Source organism: Nocardioides sp. Z22_16 (genome assembly GCF_058134365.1).
This window is the reverse complement of record NZ_JBYTTI010000003.1, coordinates 369,382-388,986: the sequence shown is the minus strand read 5'-3', so window position 1 is coordinate 388,986 and position 19,605 is coordinate 369,382. Positions and strand designations below refer to the sequence as shown.

The window sequence follows — 19,605 nt, the reverse complement described above, 5'->3', positions numbered from 1 at the left end:
GCCGGACGTGACCGCGCGGAGGCGGCGGTCAGCCGGCGAGGGAGCCGCCGAAGATCTGCCACGCCAGGGCCGACTTCGCGACCAGGCTGAGCACGAGGTAGGCCTTCTCCCCGAACGCGTAGCTGCGCCAGGGACCGACCTGTCGGTACTGCAGCCACTGGTTGAGCGCGAAGCTGTTGAAGAAGACGAAGAGGGAGACGAAGATCCCGATCACGAAGCCCGGGACCTCGTCGGCCGCCACCAGGTTGTACGCGATCGCCACCCAGGGCGTGGCGCCCGCGACGCAGCCGAACCAGAACGGCTTCATCGTCAGCCGCTCGCTGCCCGGCGGGTTGGCCGACTCCTGGAGCCAGCCGAAGAGGATCATCGAGACGTTGGCGCCGGCGATGCCGATCAGGGCGCTGATCCCGTCGATCCCCGTGTAGAGCGCGATGAGCACCACCATCAGGGTGGCGCTGAACGAGTACTCCACCCACCGGAAGCGGTTGATCCCGCCCCGCAGGTCGCCCTCGTAGGTGCGCCGGAGGACCGTCGCGGTGAGCAGGTGGTCGACCGCGGCGAGGGCGAGGAAGGTGGCCACCGCCGGACCGATCGGCAGGTCGAAGAGCGCCTCGGGGGACTCGGACGGCGTCCCCGGCGGTCCGGCCGGCAGCGACTCGGTGATGGGGATGGCGAAGTCCGTCGCCAGCCACACCACGGCCGCCGCCTGCACGAGGTGGAGGACGGTGAGTGCGAGGTTCCAGCCGCGCAGGGAGCGCAGGCTGCGCTCGTCCACGCCGCTCGCAGTCGTTCCCGAGGTCGTCATCCCGCCATCATGCCGGGTGCGGGGCCCCGGGAGTCAGGGGTCGTCCACGCCCTCGCCGGTCACGGGACCCGCGGGAGCTGCACGCGGCAGTAGAGCGAGCCGCCGTCCTGACGCGCCGCCCGGGCGAGGGAGGCGAGCAGGTGGAGCTGGACCCGGAGCGTCTCCGGCTCGACGGCGCCGCCGAACTCCTCGGTCCGCGACCACGGGCCCACCGCCGCGGCGAGCTGGTCGCCGTCGGCGCCGGCGAGGGCGTCGACCAGCCCGTCGGTGACGGTGAGCACCTGGCGCTCCCCGCCGTCCCGCTCCGCCAACCGGGCACCCCAGCGCGGGTCCGCGGCGATCTGGGCCGACGGTCGGCCGGTGAGCAGGGCCTCGAGCGTGCCGCCCTGGGCGACCGGATCGACCCGGGTGTCGGCCACGGTCCGGTACGCCGACGCGCCCGGTGCCAGCGCCCCCGCGGCGGTCGCGTCGTCGGGGGCGAGGAACCAGTCGTAGCGCACGGCCATGCCGGAGACCCTAGTGGCGACCGGCGAGGGCCTCGCCGCGAGACCCGGCCAGCACCAGCACGCAGACCTCGAGGCCCTCGCTGCCCGCCACGGCGCGCAGCCACGCGGGCCGGGTCCGGTGCACCTCCCGCCATCCTGCGGCGGCGTACATCGCGACGGCCGCCTCGTGCACCGTCAGCACCTCAAGGCAGGGGTGCAGGTCGCGAGCGAGGATGTCGGCGACCACCGTCTCCAGCAGGAGGCGGCCCACCCCCAGCCCCCGGGCCTGCTCCGCCACGAAGAGCGAGCGGACCCAGGCCAGCCGGTCGGTCGGGGTGCCATGGGCGCGGGCGGCCGCGGTGTTGATCTCTCCGGCGTCCCCGGAGCCGTGGACCGGCCCGGTCCAGCAGGCGTGCCCGACGGGGCGGCCGTCGAGCTCGGCGGTCCACGCGGCCGCCGCGTCGTGGCCGTGCAGGAACTGCTCGGTCGGCACCGGCAACGGGTTGCGGAACGGGTAGCGGGTGCGGGGCTGCTGGGCGAGCAGCGCCTCGCCCAGCAGCGGGAGGTCGGCGGGTCGGCGGGGCCGGACCACGGCCACCGGTCGCCGGCCGTCGGAGGCGGGCTGCACGTTGCTCACCGGCCCATCCTGCCCGGCGTGCTTCCTGGCAGGCGCCCGGGGCGGGGGACGCCGGTGCGTGACGGCTGGGTGGACCGACCCCGGTGCCGCGGGGCAGAGTGCGGGGATGAGCTGCTTCGTCTCGCACACCTCCTTCGACTGCCGCCACGCCTACGAGCTCTCCGAGTGGTGGAAGCCGGTGCTCGACTACGTCGACGTCGACGGCGACCCCAACCTCCCTGGCCACGAGGAGTGCATGATCCGCGACCCGCAGACCGGTCATTCGATCCTCTTCATCGAGGTGCCGGAGGCGAAGAGCGTGAAGAACCGGGCCCACCTCGACCTGCGGCCGCGGCAGGGCACCCGCGACGAGGAGGTGGAGCGGCTGCGCGCGCTCGGGGCGACCGAGGTTGCCGACCTGCGGGGCCACTACGGGCCGGGCAGCGGCTGGGTGGTCTTCGCCGACCCGGAGGGCAACGAGTTCTGCGTGCTGCGCTCCGAGGGCGAGCTCGCTGCCGACTCGTGACGTCGCTCTCCCTCCCCTCGCCCGACCTGTACGACGCCTGGGCGACGTGCGTGCGCGACTTCGGCGACGGACCGCAGGACGGGTCGGGCCACTGGCTGGTGCCCGGCCTGGGGCCCGACCGCACGTCGTTCGACACCCTGCTCACGGCGGTCGCGCGCGAGTCCGACCCGTCGGCGCAGCTGCCGGACGGCAGGGTGCACTCCGACTACTACTGGGTGACCGAAAGCCCCGAGATGGTGGGCTTCCTCGCGGTCCGGCACGCGCTGACCGACCGCCTGCTCCAGGTCGGCGGTCACATCGGCTACAGCATCAGGCCGTCGCGGCGGCGGCGCGGCCACGCCCGCCGGGCCCTGGCGCTCGGGGTGGCGCGGGCGCGCGAACTCGGCCTCTCCCGGGTCCTGGTGACCTGCGACGAGGAGAACGTGGCCTCCGCACGCACGATCGAGGGGAACGGCGGCGTGCTGGAGGACGTGCGGGTGGGGAAGCGGCGGTACTGGATCTCCGCGTGACGCCGGGGCGGCGCGGCCGGAGCCTCAGCCTCACAGGGTGACGTCGAGCACCAGGGCGAGAGAGGGGGTCTGTGGATCGTCGGCGTCGGCGACGGCGAGCAGCCGGGCCCCGTGTGCCGAGGCCTCCAGCAGCATCAGCCCCTCCACCTTGGGGACCGCCCCGCCGACCGTCGGCAGGGGGGCCAGGGCGCTGGTGGCGGGGCCGTCGAGGAGCGCCAGGGCCGAGCCCACCACCGGGCCGTCGTCCTGGGCGTTGGGGCTGTCCTCGGCCGCCGCGGAGACCAGGACCGTGCCGTCGGGGAGGAGCAGCGCGTCGGTGATCGCCAGCGCGACCTCCGCCACGTCGCCGAGCCGGTAGAGGTGTGGGCTGGTCACCGGCACCTCGTCGGGCCGGGTCCGCCCCAGCACCGCGTCGAGCACGGCGGCCAGGGCGAGGTCCACGCTCGCCGACGGCACGCCCGCCGAGGGCAGGCCGCGCTGGTACCAGCGCAGGGTGTCGCCGGCGACCAGGTGCGCGCCCTCCATGTTGAGCCCACCCGGCTCGACCCCCAGAGTCTCGGCGACGACGGCGTAGAGCGCGGTCATGTCCACGGCGTCGCTGGCGGGGCGGCCGTCGCGGGGACGCAGCAGAGACCAGCGCATCCGGGCCGGTGACGACCCCGAGCCGAGGAGCAGCACCCCGGGGCCGTCCGCGATCGGGACCTCGCAGGCCGCCTCCAGGTCGGGCTTGAGGTGCTTGGTCCCCGAGGCGGTGCCGAAGACCTCGTGCCCGCCGGTGGTCGGCAGGAGCCGGACCGGCACGGCGGCGCCACCGTCGAGGCCGGCCTCGAACCACGCCGCGTGGGTCGCGTCGTCCTGGGCCACCAGGAAGCCGTCGCCCCACGCGGTCACGCCGGAGGCGGCGCGCACCGGGTTGCCGTCGGCGAACCGCAGATGCTCGACGCGCGCCACCTCGACCTTCATGGGACCAGCGTCCCACTCAGGAGATGGTGCCGCTGCCCTCCGCCTCGACGCGCTCCTCGTGGAGCAGCTGGCGTAGGAGATCTGCTGGCCCACCGGGTGGACTAGACCGGAGCGGCGACTGAGGTGCGTGGGCCCGCCCGCGGCCGCCGACGTAGGCTCCTGGGCCTGACCAGCAGACGAAGAGGTGCACCATGCCGGCGAGCCGATCCGCCCGGGAGCGCAAGGCCGCCGTCGAGGCGGGCCCGCTGGCGCGGGTGAAGATCGACGTCGGCGCCGACAAGCAGTTCGTCTACAAGATCAGCTGCTCGGAGTGCGTCGCGAAGGCCGGACGCCCCTGGTCCACCTACCGGCCCGGCGGCGACAACGGGTTCATGGCCGCGATGGACCGGTGGGTCTTCCACCTCACCGAGAAGCACCCGGCGGCGGAGGCACCCTGCCTCGCGTACCTGGCCGCCGCCCAGCAGCGGCTCCACGAACGCCGTGAGGGCACGGCGCCGGGGTCGCCCGGGTCCCGCCCGGAGGGCTAGGTCAGGTGGCTACCAGGACCATCGAGCACCACAGCATGGTGCCCGCTCCCCCGGCTGCGGTCTGGGAGCGGGTCGTCCACCCCGAGGGCATCAACCACGAGATGCGGCCCTGGATGACGATGCGGATGCCCCGCCGGGCCGCCGGGCTGACCGTGGAGACCGTGCCCCTGGGGCAGCCCGTCGGCCGCGCCTGGCTGCGTCTCTTCGGCCTCGTCCCGTTCGACTTCGACCACCTGACCGTCGTCGAGGTCGAGCCGGGCGTCCGCTTCCTCGAACGCTCCACCATGGCGAGCATGCGGCTCTGGGAGCACGAGCGGCGGTTGACCCCGGTCGCGGGCGGCACCCGGGTGGACGACCGGGTCACCCTGCAACCGCGGCTGCCCGTTCCCGGTCTCGCCCGGCTCCTGGCCGTGGTGGTCGGTGCCTTCTTCAGGCACCGGCACCGACGCCTGAGGGAGCACTTCCCGTGACCACGTCGCACCGGCTCCCGCACGCGCAGTACCTCGACCTCCTCGACCGGCACGGACGCGCTGCCCTCGACGCCCTCGGCGGGCTGGCTCCGGACGCGCCGGTGCCGCCGCACGGCGCGGAGGCCTCGGACTACGCGCGCGAGCACCTGGCGACGCTGGAGGTCTGGGCGTGGCTGCTGGCCCACCCCGACTCCGACTGGCGCGCCTACCAGGCGGACCCGTCCCCGCAGGGCCACCACGAGGTCCTGGAGGCGATCGGGCGGACACGCGACCGGCTGACCCGCCTGCTGGTGGACCTCGGCCCCGACCAGGAGCTCGACTACTTCGGGCGGCCCGGCACCTCCCACGACGTGGCGCGCCTCCTCGCCCACGAGGCGATCAGCTTCGCGACGGCGGCGTGCGACGCGCGTGGCCTCCCGGCGCCGGGGCTGCCACCCGAGGTCGCCTCGGACTGCGTCGACCGGGCCCTGGCGCACTGGAGCGAGCCGGAGGCCGACGTGGCCTGGCATCCCGCGCCCGCCCACCTCGTGGCCGCCGACACCGGGCGGTCGTGGTGGGTCCGGTTCAGCGACGGCCGGGACGCGCGCGGCGACGCCATCGCCCCCGCGGCGGCGGGTCCCGCGGCGCTCGCCCTGGTCGACGACTCCGGGCCCCTGCTGCGCTGGCTCGAGGGCTACCCCGGCACCGCCCCGCGGGTGGAGGGCGACGCCGCCGCCCTCCGGATGCTGCGGGTCGCCCTCGGTCACCGGGTCGAGCCGGAGCCCCGGCGTCCGTGGTGGAGGCGACGCTAGGTGGAGCCCCACGACCACGAGGCGGCCGGGGTCCGCGCGATGGCGCTCAGCGCCACCCTGCACTGCCTCACCGGGTGCGCGATCGGGGAGATCCTCGGCCTGATGATCGGCACCGCGGTCGACCTGGGCACCGGGTGGACGATCGTGCTGGCGGTCGGTCTCGCCTTCTTCTTCGGCTACACGCTCTCCACGTTCCCGCTGCTCCGGGCGGGTCTCGGGCTCGCCGCGGCGCTGCGGCTCGTGCTGGCTGCGGACACCCTCTCCATCGCCACCATGGAGGTGGTCGACAACGCCGTCATGGCCGCCGTCCCCGGCGCGATGGACGCCGGACTCGTCAACGCCCTCTTCTGGGTCTCGATGACGATCGCCCTGGCCGCCGCGTTCTGCGCCGCCTACCCGGTCAACCGCGCCCTGCTCCAGCGCGGCAAGGGCCACGCGCTCACCCACGAGTACCACCACGCGAGCACCGAGGCCACGGGCGCACGACGGTTCGTCCCGCACCTGTCCACGGCGACGCTGGCGACCGCCCTCGTCGCCTTCCTGGTCGGCGGCCTCACCGTCTCCCTCGCCGACCAGCTCGGCGAGCAGGAGAACGACGACCCTCACAGCTCCCCGAGCAGCACCCGGTGGTCCGGGGCTCAGTCGCTGCACCTGCGCCCGGTGAGCAGCAGGTACTCCCACAGCATCGTGTGGTCGGGCCGCTCGTGGGCGCGCGCGAGCTCGGCCAGCGCCTCGTCGAGGGCGGCCACCTTCTCCGGCTCGTCGGCGATGCCGCGGTAGACCGCGATGGTCGGCCCGTACCTCTCCTTGAAGAACTCCCGGAACCCCTCGGCGGTGGCGAAGGCGTCGACCACCAGCTGCTCCCGGCTGGCCTCGACGTCGGTGACGCGGTCGCCGAGGAGGCTCCGCACGTGCGTCTCGTCCCCCCAGCGGGGCGGCGGCGTGGCACCGGGCGGGGGCGCCGGGGCGTAGGGCTTCATGGCACCGAACATCTGCCCGATGAACCCCTGGGGCGTCCAGGAGACGAGGCCGATCCGGCCGCCGGGACGGACCACGCGCAGGAGCTCCGCGGCGCTGCGCTCGTGGAACGGGGCGAACATGATGCCGACGCACGAGAGCACCGCGTCGAACTCGCCGTCGCGGTAGGGAAGCGCCTCGGCGTCGGCCACCTCCCAGGTGACCTCGAGCCCCTGGGCCTCGGCCTCGTGCCGGCCGGCCCCGAGCAGCTCGGGGGTGAGGTCGCTGGCCACCACCCGGGCACCCGTCCGGGCGGCGGGCAGCGCGGCGTTCCCCGAGCCGGCGGCGATGTCGAGCACCCGGTCGCCTCCGGTGATCCCGGTGGCGCGCACCAGGGTCTCCCCGAGCTCGGCGATCACCTCGGTGGCCACGGAGGGGTAGTCGCCGAGCGCCCACATCGCCCGGTGCCGGGCCTTGAGGTCGTCGGGCGGGGTGGTGCTGCGGTCGGTGAGGGTCTGGTCGGTCATCTCTGCTCCTCGAGTCGGACTGATCCCACCAGCGTCTGCCCGGCCGCGGCCCCGGCTCCAGTGCCAGATGTGAACCAGCAACGGTTCAGGATCGGTACTGGTGCCGGGCGCGCTACGGGGGTCTACTGGGTGGGTGGGGGCGCTCCAGAGCAGGAGGCCAGATGACGTCGTACGGTCAGTTCTGCCCCGTGGCCAAGGCCATGGAGGTCCTCGACGAGCGCTGGACCCTCCTGGTGGTCCGCGAGCTGCTGGCGGGGAGCGCGCACTTCAACGAGCTGCGCCGGGGGAACCCGAAGATGTCTCCGGCCCTGCTCTCCAAGCGGCTGCGCACGTTGGAGCGGGTCGGGGTGGTGGAGCGCGTCGGCGACCAGGCCGGTCGCAGCAGCTACCGGCTGACCGCCAGCGGCGAGGAGCTGCGCCCGGTCGTGGAGGCGCTGGGCGCCTGGGGAGTGCGGTGGATCGGCGACCTCGGGGAGCAGGACCTGGACCCCCACCTGCTGATGTGGGACATCCGCCGGACCGTGGCAGTGGACCGGTGGCCGCGCGGCCGCACGGTGGTGGCCTTCCGCTTCACCGACGTGCCCGCGAAGGTCGCGCGCTGGTGGCTCTGCGTGAGCGGGGCCGAGGCCGACGTCTGCGACTACGACCCCGGGTTCGACGTGACCGCCGGGATCGAGACCCCGCTGCGCACCATGACCGAGGTGTGGCGCGGTGACCGGCAGTGGGGTGACGTGCTGCGGAGCGGGGAGGTGCGGGTGCAAGGCTCGTCCTCCGTGGGACGCGACGTGGCTCTGTGGCTCGGCCAGATGCAGCTGGCCGGCGTACCGAGGCCGACGTGAGCATCGCGCGGCCACCTCAGCACGGTGACGGCGACGCTCAAGATGCCCCATTTGAGGCACACGCCGAGCGGTCGCCGGACTCGTAGAGTAAAAAACGGCGGCCGACCGATCGGCACCTCGCCGAACCCGCTCGTCGGCAGCCCGAAGGGGAAGCCATGAACACTGCGTCCAAGCTGGTGGCAGCAGGCGCGACCTCGGCCCTGCTCGCTGCGGCGGCCGTCTCGTCCGGCACGGCCACCGCTCAGCCCGAGCGGTCCTCCCAGGTCAGTGCCTCCAAGACGTCGAAGGGCGTCACCCCGAAGGATCCGCAGGCCCGGAGGTTCGTGCGCGGCGTCTCGCTCGAGGAGATCACCGAGCACCAGGTCGCCCTCCAACGGATCGCGTCGCTCAACGACGACACCCGCGAGGTCTTCTCCTCCGGCTACCAGGAGTCGGTCGACTACGTCGTCTCGACGCTGCGCGACGCCGGCCTGAGGGTGCGGATCGACCAGTTCAACTTCCCGTTCTGGGAGGAGTCGCAGCCGCCGGTGCTCAACCAGGTCTCGCCGACCCCGAAGACCTACGTGCCGGGTGACGCCGAGGACGACGGCCAGCCGACCGCCGACTTCATCACGATGGCCAACTCCCCCACCGTGGAGCTCACGGGCGCGCCGGTCTTCCCGGTCGGCGGCATCCTCGACCCGCCCACCGGCGGCTCGACGAGCGGCTGCACGGCGGCGGACTACGCCGGCGTGGAGGGCAAGGTCGCGCTCGTCCAGCGCGGCACCTGCGCCTTCGTCGACAAGTGGGCGCTGGCCCAGGCGGCCGGAGCCACGGGCGTGATCATCTACAACGAGGGCAACACCCCCGAGCGGCAGAACCCGGTCTTCGTCGACAACCTGCCCGACGTCCCGGCGACCATCGCCGCGGTGGTCGCGAGCTACACGGTGGGCAACGAGCTGCTCCAGGCCTACCAGCAGGGGCTGAACCCCACGGTCGACTTCAAGGTCTACGGCGAGTTCACCGACCGCTTCCTGCCCCAGGTGATCGCCGAGACCCGCGGGGGCGACCCCGAGCACGTGGTCGTGGTCGGCGCGCACCTCGACTCCGTGCCCGCGGGACCGGGCATCAACGACGACGGCTCGGGGGTTGCGACGCTGCTCGCGCAGGCCGAGGAGCTCAGTGAGGGCAGGCACCGGTTGCGCAACAAGATCCGTTTCGGGTTCTGGGGTGCCGAGGAGAACGGCCTGGTCGGGTCGATCGAGTACGCGTTCGGCCTCAGCCAGGCCGAGGTGGACCAGATCGACGTGATGCTCGACTACGACATGCTCGCCTCGCCCAACTACGTGCGCTCCGTCTACGACGGCGACGGCAACGCCGCGCCCGGCAACCCGGCCGGTCCGGTGGGCTCCGGCAAGGTCGAGCAGGTCCACGACGACTGGTTCCGCGCCCAGGGCCTCCGGTCCGATCGCGTGCCGTTCGACGGCCGTTCCGACTACGTGGGGTTCACCCTGCGCGGGATCCCCGCCGGCGGCGTCTTCGCCGGCGCCGAAGGCATCAAGACCGCCGAGCAGGAAGAGGTGTACGGCGGTGCGGCGGGCTCCTGGTACGACCCGTGCTACCACCAGGCCTGCGACAACCTGACCACCATCCTCACCGGGGTGCCGCCGCTGGACGCGGAGGGCCTCGCCCCCGAGGGCGACGAGGCGGCCAAGCGCGCCGCCCAGCGCAAGATGGCCGGGGGCGCCCTACGGGGCCTGGACGAGATGTCGGACGCGGCCAGCTACGCCGTGTACTACTTCGGCGCCTCGAAGGACCCGTTCGGCACGCGGGGTCACCGCCACGACAAGACGCGTGGCAAGGCCGCAGCGGGTCAGAGCTACCCGTGGCGGGGTCACCAGCGCAACCGCCGCTGAGGCGGAAGGTCCCCGAGCGGCCGGCTCAGCACTGGCCGGCTCAGCACTGGCCGTCTCGGGGACCGTCGCACGCGCAGCCGCACGCATCCTCCGGAGGAGAACTCCCACGACGGAGTCCAGGCCGGTGCCGTGGCTGTGGGTGCTGTATGGGTGCTCCTGGCGTCAGCGCAGCGCCACGACCAGGCTGCACAGAGCCAGCAGCAGGGTCACCGGGGTCATCACCAGCCGCTCCGCGCGGCTGCGGGAGATGCCGTTCATGACCACCCCCACGGTCAGATAGGCGAAGAGCAGCCAGGCGCCCACGACGGAGACGGAGTCCGGCAGGACGTCGTAGACGCCGCCGCGATCGAGGAGCACGAGGGCGAACAGCACGTAGAGCAGGATCGCCACCACGCTGCCGGCCCGCAGGTGGGCCGGCAGCACTCCGTCGTGCTGACCACCCCAGGCGAACCGCCCCCACGGAGCGCCGAGGACCAGAGCGAGCTGGAAGAGTCCCAGGCCCGCGAGCAGGGCGCAGGCGAGGAAAGCCGCATCGGCGTGCATCCCGCGATGCTAGCCAGCGCCAGCCCCCTCGTGGGTCAGACCTCACAGCGCGCCGGAGCGCCGGTCAGGCGTTGCCTGTCCGAACACGTCGTGCCACGGTGACGGGCATGGTGAGAATCGGGGCGCTCGTGCTGAACGTGTCAGAGGCAGGTCGCGCGGGCGCCTTCTGGTCCGGGGCCCTGGGATACACGAGCCAGCCGCACCACCCTGAGTTCCTGGCCCCCGAGGACGCCGACTTCGTCGTCCTGGCCGACCCCGAGGGGAATCTGTTCTGCGTCGTCGACCTGAGCCACCAGCCGACGGCATCGAGGAGCGAGCCCGACGTCCTCTAGACGGAGTCGCGCGTGGCCTGCGCGAGCAGCTCGGTGAGACCGGCGGCGTCGACCTCCGCGCCGTACGCCGGCTGGTCGCGGTCGAAGCGCCAGCCCTCGGAGAGCGGGCCGACGTCCACGACGTCGTAGCCGATCTCGTCGGCGAGCGTGGTGACCGTCGCCTTCGCCGCGGCGTCGTCACCGGCCATCGGCAGGGCACGACGACCGGGGGTGCCGGCGGGCACGCCCTTGGTGGCGAGGTGGCCGGCCTGGATGGCGTTGAAGAGCTTCACCACCTGCGACTGCGGCAGGTGGGCGGCGAGGATCTCGCTCGGCGTGGTCTCGCCGGCGTCGATCTCAGCGACATGGCCGTCGCGCTCGAAGTAGTAGTTGTTGGTGTCGATGACGACCTTGCCGGCCAGCGGCGCGGCCGGCACCTGGTCGACGGCCAGGAACGGCACCGACACGACGACGACCTCCCCGGCCTGGGCCGCCTCCTCGGCGGTGGCGGCGCGGGCGCGCTCACCGATCTCCGAGACGAGGTCGGCGAGCGTCTCGGGCCCGCGCGAGTTGCTGACGACGACGTCCTTCCCCTGGGCCGCGAAGAGCCTGGCCAGGGTGCCGCCGATGTTGCCGCTGCCGATGAAGCCGAGGGTTGTCATAAAGAGCGAACGGCCTACGCCGCCACGTTGTTCCGACGCCCATGGCATCGTGCGGCACGACACCCACACGACGCCTGGCACCACGTGTACGACGCCCGGCGAATCGTCTCGGCCACTCGCTGTCCCACGGCCGAACAAGCCCTACCCTGATGGCGGGCTGCACTGTCTGAGGTGGGGAGCTGTCGACATGAGCGGGAAGGTCCGGGTCCTGGTGCTGAACGGCGGCTCGAGCTCCGGCAAGAGCACGCTCGCCAGGTCTCTCCAGGAGGAGCTTGCCGGCTATTGGCTCCGGCTTGGCGTGGACACCCTGATCGAGGCCGCCCCACCACGCCTGCTCCGCGCGGGCGGCGGTCTGGAGGTGGGCGCCGACGGAGGCGTCACGCCGGGCCCGGCATTCGCCGCCGTGGAGGACCAGTGGATGCGGGGCGTGAGTGCCGTGGCGGAGTCCGGTGGGCAGGTGATCATCGAAGACAACTTCGTGAGCGGCCCGAGCGCCCAGCGTCGTTGGCGCGAGGCGCTGCGCGAGATTCCCACCGCCTGGATCGGCGTACGCGCCCCGGCGTCGGTCGCAGCCGAGCGGGAGCTCCGACGCGGAGACCGGGTTGCCGGTATGGCCGCAGCGCAGGCCGAGGCCGTCCACTCGGGGATCGACTACGACCTCGAGCTGGACACGTCCACGGCCACTGGCGCCGAGCTGGCCGCGCAGGTCCGCCAGCGCTTCTTCCCCGGCCCGGTGACGTGATCGATCCGACCGAGGGACTGGCCGCAGACACCCTCGAGAGGATCGCCGCGCGAGCGGCGGAGCTGGGCTTCGACGCGGCGTCGACGCCTGCGGGTGTCTGCGTCCGCCGGTATGCATCGGCCTCAACGAGGCTGGCGGTCAGCCCCACCGGTCGAGCAAGGTCCTCGGCGACCGACAGGAACTGGCCGTTGAGCTCGCTCCACTGCCGGCCCCCTGCTCGTCGACAACGAGAGCGTGTCAGTGCGCCATGTCGACGAAGCGCGAGTAGTGGCCCTGGAAGGCCACCGTGATGTCACGGGTCGGCCCGTTGCGGTGCTTGGCGATGATCAGGTCGGCCTCGCCGGGGCGGGTCGACTCCTTCTCGTAGACGTCCTCGCGGTGCAGCAGGATCACCATGTCGGCGTCCTGCTCCAGCGAGCCCGACTCACGCAGGTCGCTCATCATCGGCTTCTTGTCGCCGCGCTGCTCGGGACCACGGTTGAGCTGCGAGAGGGCGATGATCGGGACCTCGAGCTCCTTGGCCAGCAGCTTGATCTGGCGGGAGAACTCCGAGACCTCGAGCTGGCGGGACTCCACCTTCTTGCCCGAGCTCATCAGCTGCATGTAGTCGATGACGATCAGGCGCAGGTCGTGCTTCTGCTTGAGCCGGCGGGCCTTGGCCCGGATCTCCATCATCGTCATGTTGGGCGAGTCGTCGATGTACATCGGCGCCGCCGAGACCTCGCCCATCTTCTTGGCGAGCTTGTCCCAGTCCTCTTCCTGCATGTTGCCGTTGCGGATGTGGTTGAGCGCGATCTTGGCCTCCGCCGAGAGCAGGCGCATCACGATCTCCGACCGCGTCATCTCGAGGCTGAAGAAGACCGAGGCCATGTTGTTGTGGATCGACGCCGCCCGGCAGAAGTCGAGAGCCAGGGTTGATTTCCCCATGGCGGGGCGGGCCGCGACGATGATCATCTGGCCCGAGTGCAGACCGTTGGTCAGCTCGTCGAGGTCGGCGAAGCCGGTCGGGACGCCGTAGAGCCCGGCCTCGCGGTTGGAGATCGCCTCGATCTCGTCGAGGACGCCGTTCATGATGTCGCTGAGCGGCGCGTAGTCCTCCTTGGCCCGCTTGTCGGTGATCTTGTAGACCTCCGCCTGCGCCTGGTCGACCACGTCGTCGACCTGGCCCTCGCCGGCGTAGCCGATCTGCACGATCTTGGTGCCGGCGGCGACGAGACGGCGCAGGATCGCCTTCTCCCGGACGATCTCGGCGTAGTAGCCGGCGTTGGCGGCGATCGGCACGTTGGCCGACAGGGTGTGCAGGTAGGGAGCGCCCCCCACCCGCTGCAGCTCGCCGCGGCGGTGCAGCTCGGCCGCGACGGTCACCGGGTCGGCGGGCTCGCCGCGACCGTAGAGGTCGATGATCGCGTCGTGGATCAGCTCGTGCGCCGGCCGGTAGAAGTCGATCCCGCGGACCGCCTCCGAGACGTCGGCGATGGCGTCCTTGGAGAGGAGCATCGAGCCCAGCACGCTCTGCTCGGCGGCGTTGTCCTGGGGCGGGGTCCGGTCGCCCTCCCGGCGGGGCGCCTCGCCGGGCGCGTAGGCCGCCGGGCCGTCACCCCACTGCTCGTACCCGTCGTACGGCGGCTCGCTCGGCCCGACCGTGTCGTGCTCGGCGATGCTCAAGGGGGCCTCCGGGAGGGCGTGGGGAAGGGTTCTCGCGGTGGTGATCAGGGTAGGAAGACCCTCCGACACTCCTGCGTCCGTGCGCGACGGTACGTGCCCGAGCCCGCATCCGCACAGTCCGTTATCCACAGGGTCTGTGCATAACTGGGGGTTCATGGTGCAGGAGTCCCCCAGATCTGTGCACCACCCGGGGGGTGCTGTGTGGAAAACATGTCCACAACTTCACCGACACGCCGTCTGACCTGCGGAAACGTCGTCCTCAGCCTGTGGATAAAAGTTGGGGAGAAGTTAAATTTCACACCGTGCTCGACATGTGAAACCTCGTGGTTGCTTTGTCGACAAGTAGGGGATGGCCCTCGACGAGGTGTGATATCCCACGGATGTCCACAGGTGTCACATACGTCACGCGTAGTGATCAGGGGGCGATCCTGCCCATTACACTCAGGTGGTGCGCACCACCGATCGCGAGATCCTCCGCCTCGCTGTCCCGGCGTTCTTCGCGCTGGTGGCCGAGCCGCTCTACCTGCTCAGCGACTCCGCCATCGTCGGGCACCTCGGCACCCAGCAGCTCGCCGGCCTCGGCATCGCCGGTGTGGTGCTGCAGACGATCGTCGGCCTCTGCGTCTTCCTGGCCTACGGGACCACCGCGAGCGTGGCCCGGCACCTCGGCGCGGGCGACCTGCGCACCGCCCTGGCCCAAGGCATCGACGGGCTCTGGCTCGCCGTCCTGATCGGCGTGGGCGCCACCCTGGCCGGGATCGTCCTCACGGGTCCGCTGGTGGCCGCCTTCGGCGTCAGCCCCGAGGTGGGCGGCTACGCCGAGGAGTACCTGCGGATCGCGCTGCTCGGCACCACCCCGCTCCTCCTCATGCTCGCCGCCACCGGGGTGCTCCGCGGGCTGCAGGACACCCGCACCCCGCTCGTGGTGGCCGTGGTCGGCAATGCGCTCAACGTCGTCCTCAACCTGCTGCTGGTCTTCGGTACCGGGCCGGTGCCGGCCCTGGGCATCGAGGGTGCCGCGCTGGGCTCGGTGCTCGCCCAGGCCGGCTCCGCCGCCCTCCTGGTCGCCGTCGTCGTCCGGGCGGCCCGGCGCGAGGGCTCCCCGCTGACCCCGGACGTCGCCGGCATCCGCGCGGCGGCCCACGCCGCCGTCGGGCTGGTGATCCGCACCCTCACGCTGCGCGCCTCGCTGCTGGTCCTCACCTACGCGGTCGCCATGGGCGTCACCGGCGACAACGGCACCGAGGTCGCCACCCACCAGATCGCCCTGACCCTGTGGACCTTCCTCGCCTTCGTCCTGGACGCCATCGCGATCGCCGCCCAGGCGCTCACCGGCCGCGCCCTCGGGGCCGGCGACCTCGACCTCACTCGGAGCCTCACCCGCCGGATGATCGCCTGGGGGCTCTGGTCGGGGGTGGTGACCGGCGTCCTCATCGCCGCGGTCAGCCCGTGGCTCGGGGCGCTCTTCACCCCCGACACCGCCGTGCGCGACCTGCTCGTCCCGCTGCTGCTGGTGATGGCGCTGGGCCAACCGCTGGCGGGCGTGGTCTTCGTGCTCGACGGGGTGCTGATCGGGGCGGGCGACGGCACCTACCTGGCGAAGGCGGGCCTCGTCACCCTGGTGGCCTTCGCCCCCGTCGCCCTGCTCACCGCCTGGTGGGGAGGCGGGCTGGTGTGGGTCTGGGTCGCCTTCGTGAGCGTCTTCATGGGCAGCCGTGGCGTGGTGCTGCTGCACCGGGCGCGCGGCGACGCCTGGATGGTCACCGGGGCCAGGGCCTAGGTCTGACCCGGAGACGACTCCGGCCCGCCCGCCCCGTGAGGGGCGAACGGGCCGGAGCCTGTGCGTGCGGACGCGTCAGGCGGGGATGACGTTGAGCGTCACCTTGGCCGAGACGTCGTCCTGCAGCTTGACCGAGACCTCGTGGCTGCCGAGCGCCTTGATCGGGTTGCCGAGCACCAGCGTCCGCTTGTCCACGGTCTCGCCGGAGGCGGCCGACAGGGCGTCGGCGATGTCGGCGGGGGTGATGGCGCCGAAGAGGCGACCGCCCTCACCGGCACGGACCTTGAGCTGGACGGACTGGCCCTCGAGCTTGCCCTTCAGCTCCACCGCGTGGGCGTGGTCGCGCACCGCGCGCGAGGCGCGGGCGGACTTGATGGACTCGATGGTCTTCTCGCCACCGCGGGTCCAGCGGATGGCCTCGCCACGGGGCACGAGGTAGTTGCGGCCGTAGCCGTCCTTGACCTCGACCACGTCGCCGGGGGCACCGAGGCCGTCGACCTCTTGGGTCAGGATGAGCTTCATGTCTCCGTCTCCCTTCAGCGACCGGTGGACGTGTAGGGCAGCAGAGCGACCTCGCGGGCGTTCTTGACCGCCATGGCCACGTCGCGCTGGTGCTGGACGCAGTTACCGGTCACCCGACGGGCGCGGATCTTGCCGCGGTCGGAGATGAACTTGCGGAGCAGCGTGGTGTCCTTGTAGTCGACACCGGTCGCCTTCTCCTTGCAGAACTGGCAAACCTTCTTCTTGGGCTTGCGAATCACTGCCTTGGCCATTGTGGTGCTTCCTTTCTAGAAGCCCGGCCGATCAGGCCGGAATGGTTGAGGTGTATTCGGATGGGATGGATCAGAAGGGGGGCTCGTCCGAGCCGACCCCGGGAGCACCCCACGGGTCGGACTGGCCGCCACCCTGGCCGCCACCCTGCGGGGCGCCGTACCCGCCGCCACCCTGTGCGGGCTGCGACGGAGCCGGAGTGCTCCACGGGTCGTCGGCCTGGGAGGAGGAGCCACCACCGGAGTAGCCGCCACCGCCGCCGCCACCGCCCTGGAAGCCACCGCCGCCGCCACCCTGACGGGTGGTGCGCGTGACCTTGGCGGTCGCGTACTTCAGGGACGGACCGATCTCCTCGACGTCGATCTCGAAGACGGTGCGCTTCTCACCCTCGCGGGTCTCGTACTGCCGGGACTTGAGGCGCCCCTGCACCACGACGCGCATCCCCTTCTGGAGGGACTCGGCGACGTTCTCCGCCGCCTGACGCCAGATCGAGCAGGAGAGGAACAGCGCGTCGCCGTCCTTCCACTCGTTCGAGTTCTTGTCGAAGGTCCGCGGTGTGGACGCGATCCGGAAGTTGGCCACGGGTGCCCCCGAGGGGGTGAAGCGCAGCTCCGGGTCGTCGACCAGGTTGCCGACCACGGTGATGACGGTCTCGCCTGCCATGTCAGGACTCCCTCATTGATCCATCGGTGATGTGGTGCGAATGTCTGCCGGTGTCATCGTCGCCGACGGCACCGACAGGCGGGGGGCCTCTCCACAAGGGAGCGGCCCACAACGGTCAGCGCTTGCCGGGCTTGATGACCTTGGTCCGCAGGATGGACTCGTTGAGGGTGAGCTGGCGGTCGAACTCCTTGACCGTGGCCGGCTCGGCCTTGATCGAGATGACGGCGTAGATGCCCTCGGCGTTCTTCTGGATCTCGTACGCGAGACGACGACGTCCCCAGACGTCGACGGTCTCGACGGTGCCACCGTCGTTGCGGATGACGTTGAGGTACTTGTCGAGCGACGGCTCGATGGTGCGCTCTTCAAGGCTGGGGTCGAGGATGACCATCACTTCATATGCACGCAAAGCGGTCTCCACCTCCTCTGGACTCGGGCGGCCACGGACTCTCCGTGGCAGGAGGGCTTGCGTTCACGACGGTCGGTCCCGACGGGACCGGGTCGCGGTCGCGGTGAGCGTCTCCCACTGAGGAGGGCGCACCGACAACCGGCCAAGGCTAACAGCCCGCAGCGGCGCCGGCAGAATCGCGCGGACGCCGCTGCGGGACGGCCGCGGCCCGCCCTGTGGATGGTCTGGCCGGCCCGTCGGCCCCGGCGCCTAACGTCCTCGGGGTGACTCCGTCCGCACACCCCCGGCCAGGGTCGGCGGCGCCGACCCGGCTGGTCGCCGGGCGCTACCTCCTGCTCGACCAGATCGGCGCCGGCGGCATGGGCTCGGTCTGGCGGGCCCGCGACCTCCACGACGGTCGCCTGGTGGCGGTCAAGGTGCTGGGCCACCACTCCGGGGCGCTGCTCGCCCGCTTCATGCGCGAGCAGGCGATCCGGCTCCGCCACCCCCACGTGGTCGCGCCCACCGGGTGGGCCGCCGAGGGAGACGTGGTGCTGCTCACCATGGACCTGGTCACCGGCGGCTCGGTCGCCGACCTGCTCGCCGACCACGGGCGGCTGCCGGAGGGGCTGGTGGCGGGCGTGCTGGAGCAGACCCTGCTGGCGCTCGGCGCGGTGCACGCCGCGGGGATCGTGCACCGCGACGTCAAGCCCGCCAACCTGCTCCTCGAGCCGCGCGACGACGGCCGCCTGCACGTCCGGCTGGCCGACTTCGGCATCGCGGTCAACCTCGCCGGGGAGCGGCTCACGACCTCGCCGTCGGCCGTCGGCACCGCGGGCTACATGGCGCCCGAGCAGGCGGCCGGCGCCCCGCCCGACCACCGTCAGGACCTCTACGCCGTCGGCATGCTCGGCCTCCACCTGCTGACCGGCCGGCGGCCCGTCCAGGGCGCGGCGGTGCCGTCGAGCCGGCTCCGCCCCCTGCTCGAGCTGCTGCTCGCGGATGCACCCGAGCACCGGCCCGCCGACGCCCAGGCCGCCCTGGTGGTGCTGCGCCGGCTCACCGTGCCGCCGGCCGAAGGGGTCTGGGTACGCCCTCGGCTCGGGCCCGCACCCGACACCAGGAGCGGAGCCGCGCTGCGGGTCGCCACCGGGCTGGGCCCGGTCGCGCTCGCCCTGATGCCCCTCCTGGTGATCGGCGTCTCCACCGGGGTCACCGTGGCCTGCCTCCTGCTGATCGCCCGGATGTTCGGCGCGTGAGGCCGCGCTTCCTAGACTCGCTGCCATGAGCAGCACGAGCAGCAGCCCTGACACCACCGGCGACCCGGGGAGCTCCCCGGTCGTCGGCGCCCACGTCGACCAGCGCGACCCGGTCGGTGAGGCCCAGGCCCGCGGCATGGGACTGGTGCAGTTCTTCCTGGGCGACCCCCAGGGCTACCAGGGCCCCGAGATCGCCTACCCGGGCGGCGCGACGGCGCTGCGCGAGGCGGCGGAGACCGCGGGCATCGACCTCTACGTGCACGCGCCGTACATCGTCAACGTCGCCACCACCAACAACCGGATCCGCATCCCCAGCCGCAAGCTGCTGCAGAAGCACCTGGACGCCGCCGCCGAGATCGGGGCCAAGGGCCTGATCGTGCACGGCGGCCACGTCAACAAGTCCGACGACCCGGCGGTGGGCTTCGACAACTGGCGCAAGGCGATCGAGGCGAGCGACCTGAAGGTGCCGCTGCTGATCGAGAACACCGCCGGCGGCGACAACGCGATGACCCGCTACCTCGACCGGATCGCGGGGGTCTGGGCCGCGATCGACGGCACCGAGGGCGCCGACCGGGTCGGCTTCTGCCTCGACACCTGCCACGCCCACGCGGGCGGGAACGCCCTGGAGACCGTGGTCGCCGACGTGCTGGCGATCACCGGCCGCATCGACCTGGTCCACTGCAACGACAGCCGCGACGACTTCGACTCCGGCGCCGACCGGCACGCCAACCTGGGCGCCGGTCGGGTCGACCCGGACCTGCTGGCCGCCGTGGTCCGCGACGCCGGCGCGCCCGTCGTGCTGGAGACGCCGGGCGGCGCCGACCAGCACGTCGCCGACGCCGCGTGGCTCCGTGAGCGTCTCTGAGGCCGCCCGGGGCCTCGCCCCGGTCCCTCCTCGGCCCCGGGCAGCGGCG

24 protein-coding genes and 1 pseudogene are annotated in these 19,605 nt (G+C 72.4%); 13 read left to right on the top strand and 12 right to left on the bottom strand.

Translation table 11 applies throughout. The features are described 5' to 3' along the window. Positions 1–28: 28 nt before the first annotated feature. The 3 genes from heR to AC3X7R_RS10240 are packed head-to-tail and all read right to left on the bottom strand — an operon-like array spanning position 29 to position 1,927. The gene (gene heR / locus AC3X7R_RS10250) at positions 29–805 is read right to left on the bottom strand and encodes a heliorhodopsin HeR (protein WP_489965536.1); all 777 of its coding nucleotides are present in this window, start codon (positions 803–805) and stop codon (positions 29–31) included. Positions 806–864: 59 nt separating this feature from the next. Beyond that, positions 865–1,311, bottom strand: coding sequence for a hypothetical protein (locus AC3X7R_RS10245; protein WP_489965535.1), 447 nt, complete (start codon positions 1,309–1,311; stop codon positions 865–867). A 10-nt stretch (positions 1,312–1,321) separates the two neighbouring features. Next, complete coding sequence (locus tag AC3X7R_RS10240; RefSeq protein WP_489965534.1) at positions 1,322–1,927, bottom strand: GNAT family N-acetyltransferase; 606 nt, start codon at positions 1,925–1,927, stop codon at positions 1,322–1,324. A gap of 106 nt (positions 1,928–2,033) precedes the next feature. Here AC3X7R_RS10240 and AC3X7R_RS10235 point away from each other — a divergent pair, with 106 nt between their 5' ends. Together AC3X7R_RS10235 and AC3X7R_RS10230 are read left to right on the top strand one after the other, a co-directional pair. After that, positions 2,034–2,432, top strand: coding sequence for a VOC family protein (locus AC3X7R_RS10235; RefSeq protein WP_489965533.1), 399 nt, complete (start codon positions 2,034–2,036; stop codon positions 2,430–2,432). Further along, positions 2,429–2,941, top strand: a complete 513-nt coding sequence (locus AC3X7R_RS10230; protein WP_489965532.1) for a GNAT family N-acetyltransferase — start codon at positions 2,429–2,431, stop codon at positions 2,939–2,941. Before AC3X7R_RS10235 ends, AC3X7R_RS10230 begins: the two co-directional genes overlap by 4 nt. A gap of 30 nt (positions 2,942–2,971) precedes the next feature. Here the strand turns inward: AC3X7R_RS10230 and AC3X7R_RS10225 are convergent, their stop codons facing one another. Beyond that, positions 2,972–3,904: a DUF6910 family protein gene (locus tag AC3X7R_RS10225; RefSeq protein ID WP_489965531.1), complete on the bottom strand. Its 933-nt coding sequence runs from the start codon at positions 3,902–3,904 to the stop codon at positions 2,972–2,974. A 191-nt stretch (positions 3,905–4,095) separates the two neighbouring features. Here AC3X7R_RS10225 and AC3X7R_RS10220 point away from each other — a divergent pair, with 191 nt between their 5' ends. The 4 genes and pseudogenes from AC3X7R_RS10220 to AC3X7R_RS10205 form a co-directional block, all read left to right on the top strand. Next, the gene (locus tag AC3X7R_RS10220) at positions 4,096–4,431 is read left to right on the top strand and encodes a hypothetical protein (RefSeq protein WP_489965530.1); all 336 of its coding nucleotides are present in this window, start codon (positions 4,096–4,098) and stop codon (positions 4,429–4,431) included. A gap of 5 nt (positions 4,432–4,436) precedes the next feature. Then, the gene (locus tag AC3X7R_RS10215; RefSeq protein WP_489965529.1) at positions 4,437–4,901 is read left to right on the top strand and encodes a hypothetical protein; all 465 of its coding nucleotides are present in this window, start codon (positions 4,437–4,439) and stop codon (positions 4,899–4,901) included. After that, entirely contained in the window at positions 4,898–5,692 is a 795-nt protein-coding gene (locus tag AC3X7R_RS10210; RefSeq protein ID WP_489965528.1) for a hypothetical protein, read from the top strand. Before AC3X7R_RS10215 ends, AC3X7R_RS10210 begins: the two co-directional genes overlap by 4 nt. 39 nt (positions 5,693–5,731) lie before the next feature. Beyond that, positions 5,732–6,112 (top strand): annotated as a pseudogene (locus AC3X7R_RS10205) (DUF4396 domain-containing protein); the annotation flags it as partial. Between the two features lie 218 nt (positions 6,113–6,330). Here the strand turns inward: AC3X7R_RS10205 and AC3X7R_RS10200 are convergent. Next, complete coding sequence (locus AC3X7R_RS10200) at positions 6,331–7,176, bottom strand: class I SAM-dependent methyltransferase (protein WP_489965527.1); 846 nt, start codon at positions 7,174–7,176, stop codon at positions 6,331–6,333. A gap of 161 nt (positions 7,177–7,337) precedes the next feature. Here AC3X7R_RS10200 and AC3X7R_RS10195 point away from each other — a divergent pair, with 161 nt between their 5' ends. Together AC3X7R_RS10195 and AC3X7R_RS10190 are read left to right on the top strand one after the other, a co-directional pair. Then, a complete protein-coding gene (locus tag AC3X7R_RS10195; protein ID WP_489965526.1) occupies positions 7,338–8,015 on the top strand; it encodes a winged helix-turn-helix transcriptional regulator in 678 nt (225 codons plus the stop codon). A gap of 155 nt (positions 8,016–8,170) precedes the next feature. Beyond that, positions 8,171–9,910 (top strand): M28 family metallopeptidase, encoded by a 1,740-nt coding sequence (locus tag AC3X7R_RS10190; protein ID WP_489965525.1) that lies wholly within the window; start codon positions 8,171–8,173, stop codon positions 9,908–9,910. A 162-nt stretch (positions 9,911–10,072) separates the two neighbouring features. Here the strand turns inward: AC3X7R_RS10190 and AC3X7R_RS10185 are convergent, their stop codons facing one another. Then, complete coding sequence (locus AC3X7R_RS10185) at positions 10,073–10,453, bottom strand: hypothetical protein (RefSeq protein WP_489965524.1); 381 nt, start codon at positions 10,451–10,453, stop codon at positions 10,073–10,075. A 128-nt stretch (positions 10,454–10,581) separates the two neighbouring features. Here AC3X7R_RS10185 and AC3X7R_RS10180 point away from each other — a divergent pair, with 128 nt between their 5' ends. Continuing rightward, a complete protein-coding gene (locus tag AC3X7R_RS10180; protein WP_489965523.1) occupies positions 10,582–10,785 on the top strand; it encodes a hypothetical protein in 204 nt (67 codons plus the stop codon). Here the strand turns inward: AC3X7R_RS10180 and AC3X7R_RS10175 are convergent. Then, positions 10,782–11,426, bottom strand: a complete 645-nt coding sequence (locus AC3X7R_RS10175; RefSeq protein WP_489965522.1) for an NADPH-dependent F420 reductase — start codon at positions 11,424–11,426, stop codon at positions 10,782–10,784. The two genes, AC3X7R_RS10180 and AC3X7R_RS10175, sit on opposite strands and share 4 nt — an antisense overlap. A 187-nt stretch (positions 11,427–11,613) precedes the next feature. Between AC3X7R_RS10175 and AC3X7R_RS10170 the strand changes: the two genes are divergently transcribed. Then, a complete protein-coding gene (locus AC3X7R_RS10170; protein WP_489965521.1) occupies positions 11,614–12,168 on the top strand; it encodes a chloramphenicol phosphotransferase CPT family protein in 555 nt (184 codons plus the stop codon). A 237-nt stretch (positions 12,169–12,405) separates the two neighbouring features. Here AC3X7R_RS10170 and dnaB read toward each other — a convergent pair whose 3' ends face one another. Next, entirely contained in the window at positions 12,406–13,833 is a 1,428-nt protein-coding gene (dnaB, locus tag AC3X7R_RS10165; protein WP_489965520.1) for a replicative DNA helicase, read from the bottom strand. A gap of 448 nt (positions 13,834–14,281) precedes the next feature. On the opposite strand from dnaB, the gene AC3X7R_RS10160 reads away from it, so the two are divergent. Continuing rightward, complete coding sequence (locus tag AC3X7R_RS10160; protein WP_489965519.1) at positions 14,282–15,613, top strand: MATE family efflux transporter; 1,332 nt, start codon at positions 14,282–14,284, stop codon at positions 15,611–15,613. A 75-nt stretch (positions 15,614–15,688) separates the two neighbouring features. Here the strand turns inward: AC3X7R_RS10160 and rplI are convergent, their stop codons facing one another. From rplI to rpsF, 4 genes are all read right to left on the bottom strand, one after another. After that, positions 15,689–16,135 carry a 50S ribosomal protein L9 gene (rplI, locus tag AC3X7R_RS10155; RefSeq protein WP_489965518.1) on the bottom strand — a complete coding sequence of 149 codons (447 nt, stop codon included), beginning with the start codon at positions 16,133–16,135 and terminating at the stop codon, positions 15,689–15,691. Positions 16,136–16,149: 14 nt separating this feature from the next. Then, the gene (gene rpsR, locus AC3X7R_RS10150) at positions 16,150–16,386 is read right to left on the bottom strand and encodes a 30S ribosomal protein S18 (RefSeq protein WP_101525917.1); all 237 of its coding nucleotides are present in this window, start codon (positions 16,384–16,386) and stop codon (positions 16,150–16,152) included. A 70-nt stretch (positions 16,387–16,456) separates the two neighbouring features. Beyond that, on the bottom strand, positions 16,457–17,047 hold the full coding sequence (locus tag AC3X7R_RS10145; protein WP_489965517.1) for a single-stranded DNA-binding protein: 591 nt from the start codon (positions 17,045–17,047) through the stop codon (positions 16,457–16,459). 115 nt (positions 17,048–17,162) lie between these two features. After that, positions 17,163–17,453, bottom strand: a complete 291-nt coding sequence (rpsF, locus tag AC3X7R_RS10140; protein ID WP_489965516.1) for a 30S ribosomal protein S6 — start codon at positions 17,451–17,453, stop codon at positions 17,163–17,165. A 263-nt stretch (positions 17,454–17,716) separates the two neighbouring features. Between rpsF and AC3X7R_RS10135 the strand changes: the two genes are divergently transcribed. Both AC3X7R_RS10135 and AC3X7R_RS10130 read left to right on the top strand, forming a co-directional pair. Beyond that, on the top strand, positions 17,717–18,691 hold the full coding sequence (locus AC3X7R_RS10135) for a serine/threonine-protein kinase (protein WP_489965515.1): 975 nt from the start codon (positions 17,717–17,719) through the stop codon (positions 18,689–18,691). Positions 18,692–18,716: 25 nt separating this feature from the next. Further along, on the top strand, positions 18,717–19,556 hold the full coding sequence (locus AC3X7R_RS10130; protein ID WP_489965514.1) for a deoxyribonuclease IV: 840 nt from the start codon (positions 18,717–18,719) through the stop codon (positions 19,554–19,556). Positions 19,557–19,605: the final 49 nt, after the last annotated feature.

Excerpts from the sequence above, each read along its gene's own strand:
- AC3X7R_RS10145 (WP_489965517.1), bottom strand. The coding sequence starts at position 17,047 with ATGGCAGGCGAGACCGTCATCACCGTGGTCGGCAACCTGGTCGACGAC.
- AC3X7R_RS10170 (WP_489965521.1), top strand. The coding sequence starts at position 11,614 with ATGAGCGGGAAGGTCCGGGTCCTGGTGCTGAACGGCGGCTCGAGCTCC.
- AC3X7R_RS10235 (WP_489965533.1), top strand. The coding sequence starts at position 2,034 with ATGAGCTGCTTCGTCTCGCACACCTCCTTCGACTGCCGCCACGCCTAC.
- AC3X7R_RS10245 (WP_489965535.1), bottom strand. The coding sequence starts at position 1,311 with ATGGCCGTGCGCTACGACTGGTTCCTCGCCCCCGACGACGCGACCGCC.
- AC3X7R_RS10130 (WP_489965514.1), top strand. The coding sequence starts at position 18,717 with ATGAGCAGCACGAGCAGCAGCCCTGACACCACCGGCGACCCGGGGAGC.
- AC3X7R_RS10225 (WP_489965531.1), bottom strand. The coding sequence starts at position 3,904 with ATGAAGGTCGAGGTGGCGCGCGTCGAGCATCTGCGGTTCGCCGACGGC.
- AC3X7R_RS10185 (WP_489965524.1), bottom strand. The coding sequence starts at position 10,453 with ATGCACGCCGATGCGGCTTTCCTCGCCTGCGCCCTGCTCGCGGGCCTG.
- AC3X7R_RS10175 (WP_489965522.1), bottom strand. The coding sequence starts at position 11,426 with ATGACAACCCTCGGCTTCATCGGCAGCGGCAACATCGGCGGCACCCTG.
- AC3X7R_RS10200 (WP_489965527.1), bottom strand. The coding sequence starts at position 7,176 with ATGACCGACCAGACCCTCACCGACCGCAGCACCACCCCGCCCGACGAC.
- heR (WP_489965536.1), bottom strand. The coding sequence starts at position 805 with ATGACGACCTCGGGAACGACTGCGAGCGGCGTGGACGAGCGCAGCCTG.
- AC3X7R_RS10190 (WP_489965525.1), top strand. The coding sequence starts at position 8,171 with ATGAACACTGCGTCCAAGCTGGTGGCAGCAGGCGCGACCTCGGCCCTG.
- rpsR (WP_101525917.1), bottom strand. The coding sequence starts at position 16,386 with ATGGCCAAGGCAGTGATTCGCAAGCCCAAGAAGAAGGTTTGCCAGTTC.
- AC3X7R_RS10220 (WP_489965530.1), top strand. The coding sequence starts at position 4,096 with ATGCCGGCGAGCCGATCCGCCCGGGAGCGCAAGGCCGCCGTCGAGGCG.
- rplI (WP_489965518.1), bottom strand. The coding sequence starts at position 16,135 with ATGAAGCTCATCCTGACCCAAGAGGTCGACGGCCTCGGTGCCCCCGGC.
- AC3X7R_RS10195 (WP_489965526.1), top strand. The coding sequence starts at position 7,338 with ATGACGTCGTACGGTCAGTTCTGCCCCGTGGCCAAGGCCATGGAGGTC.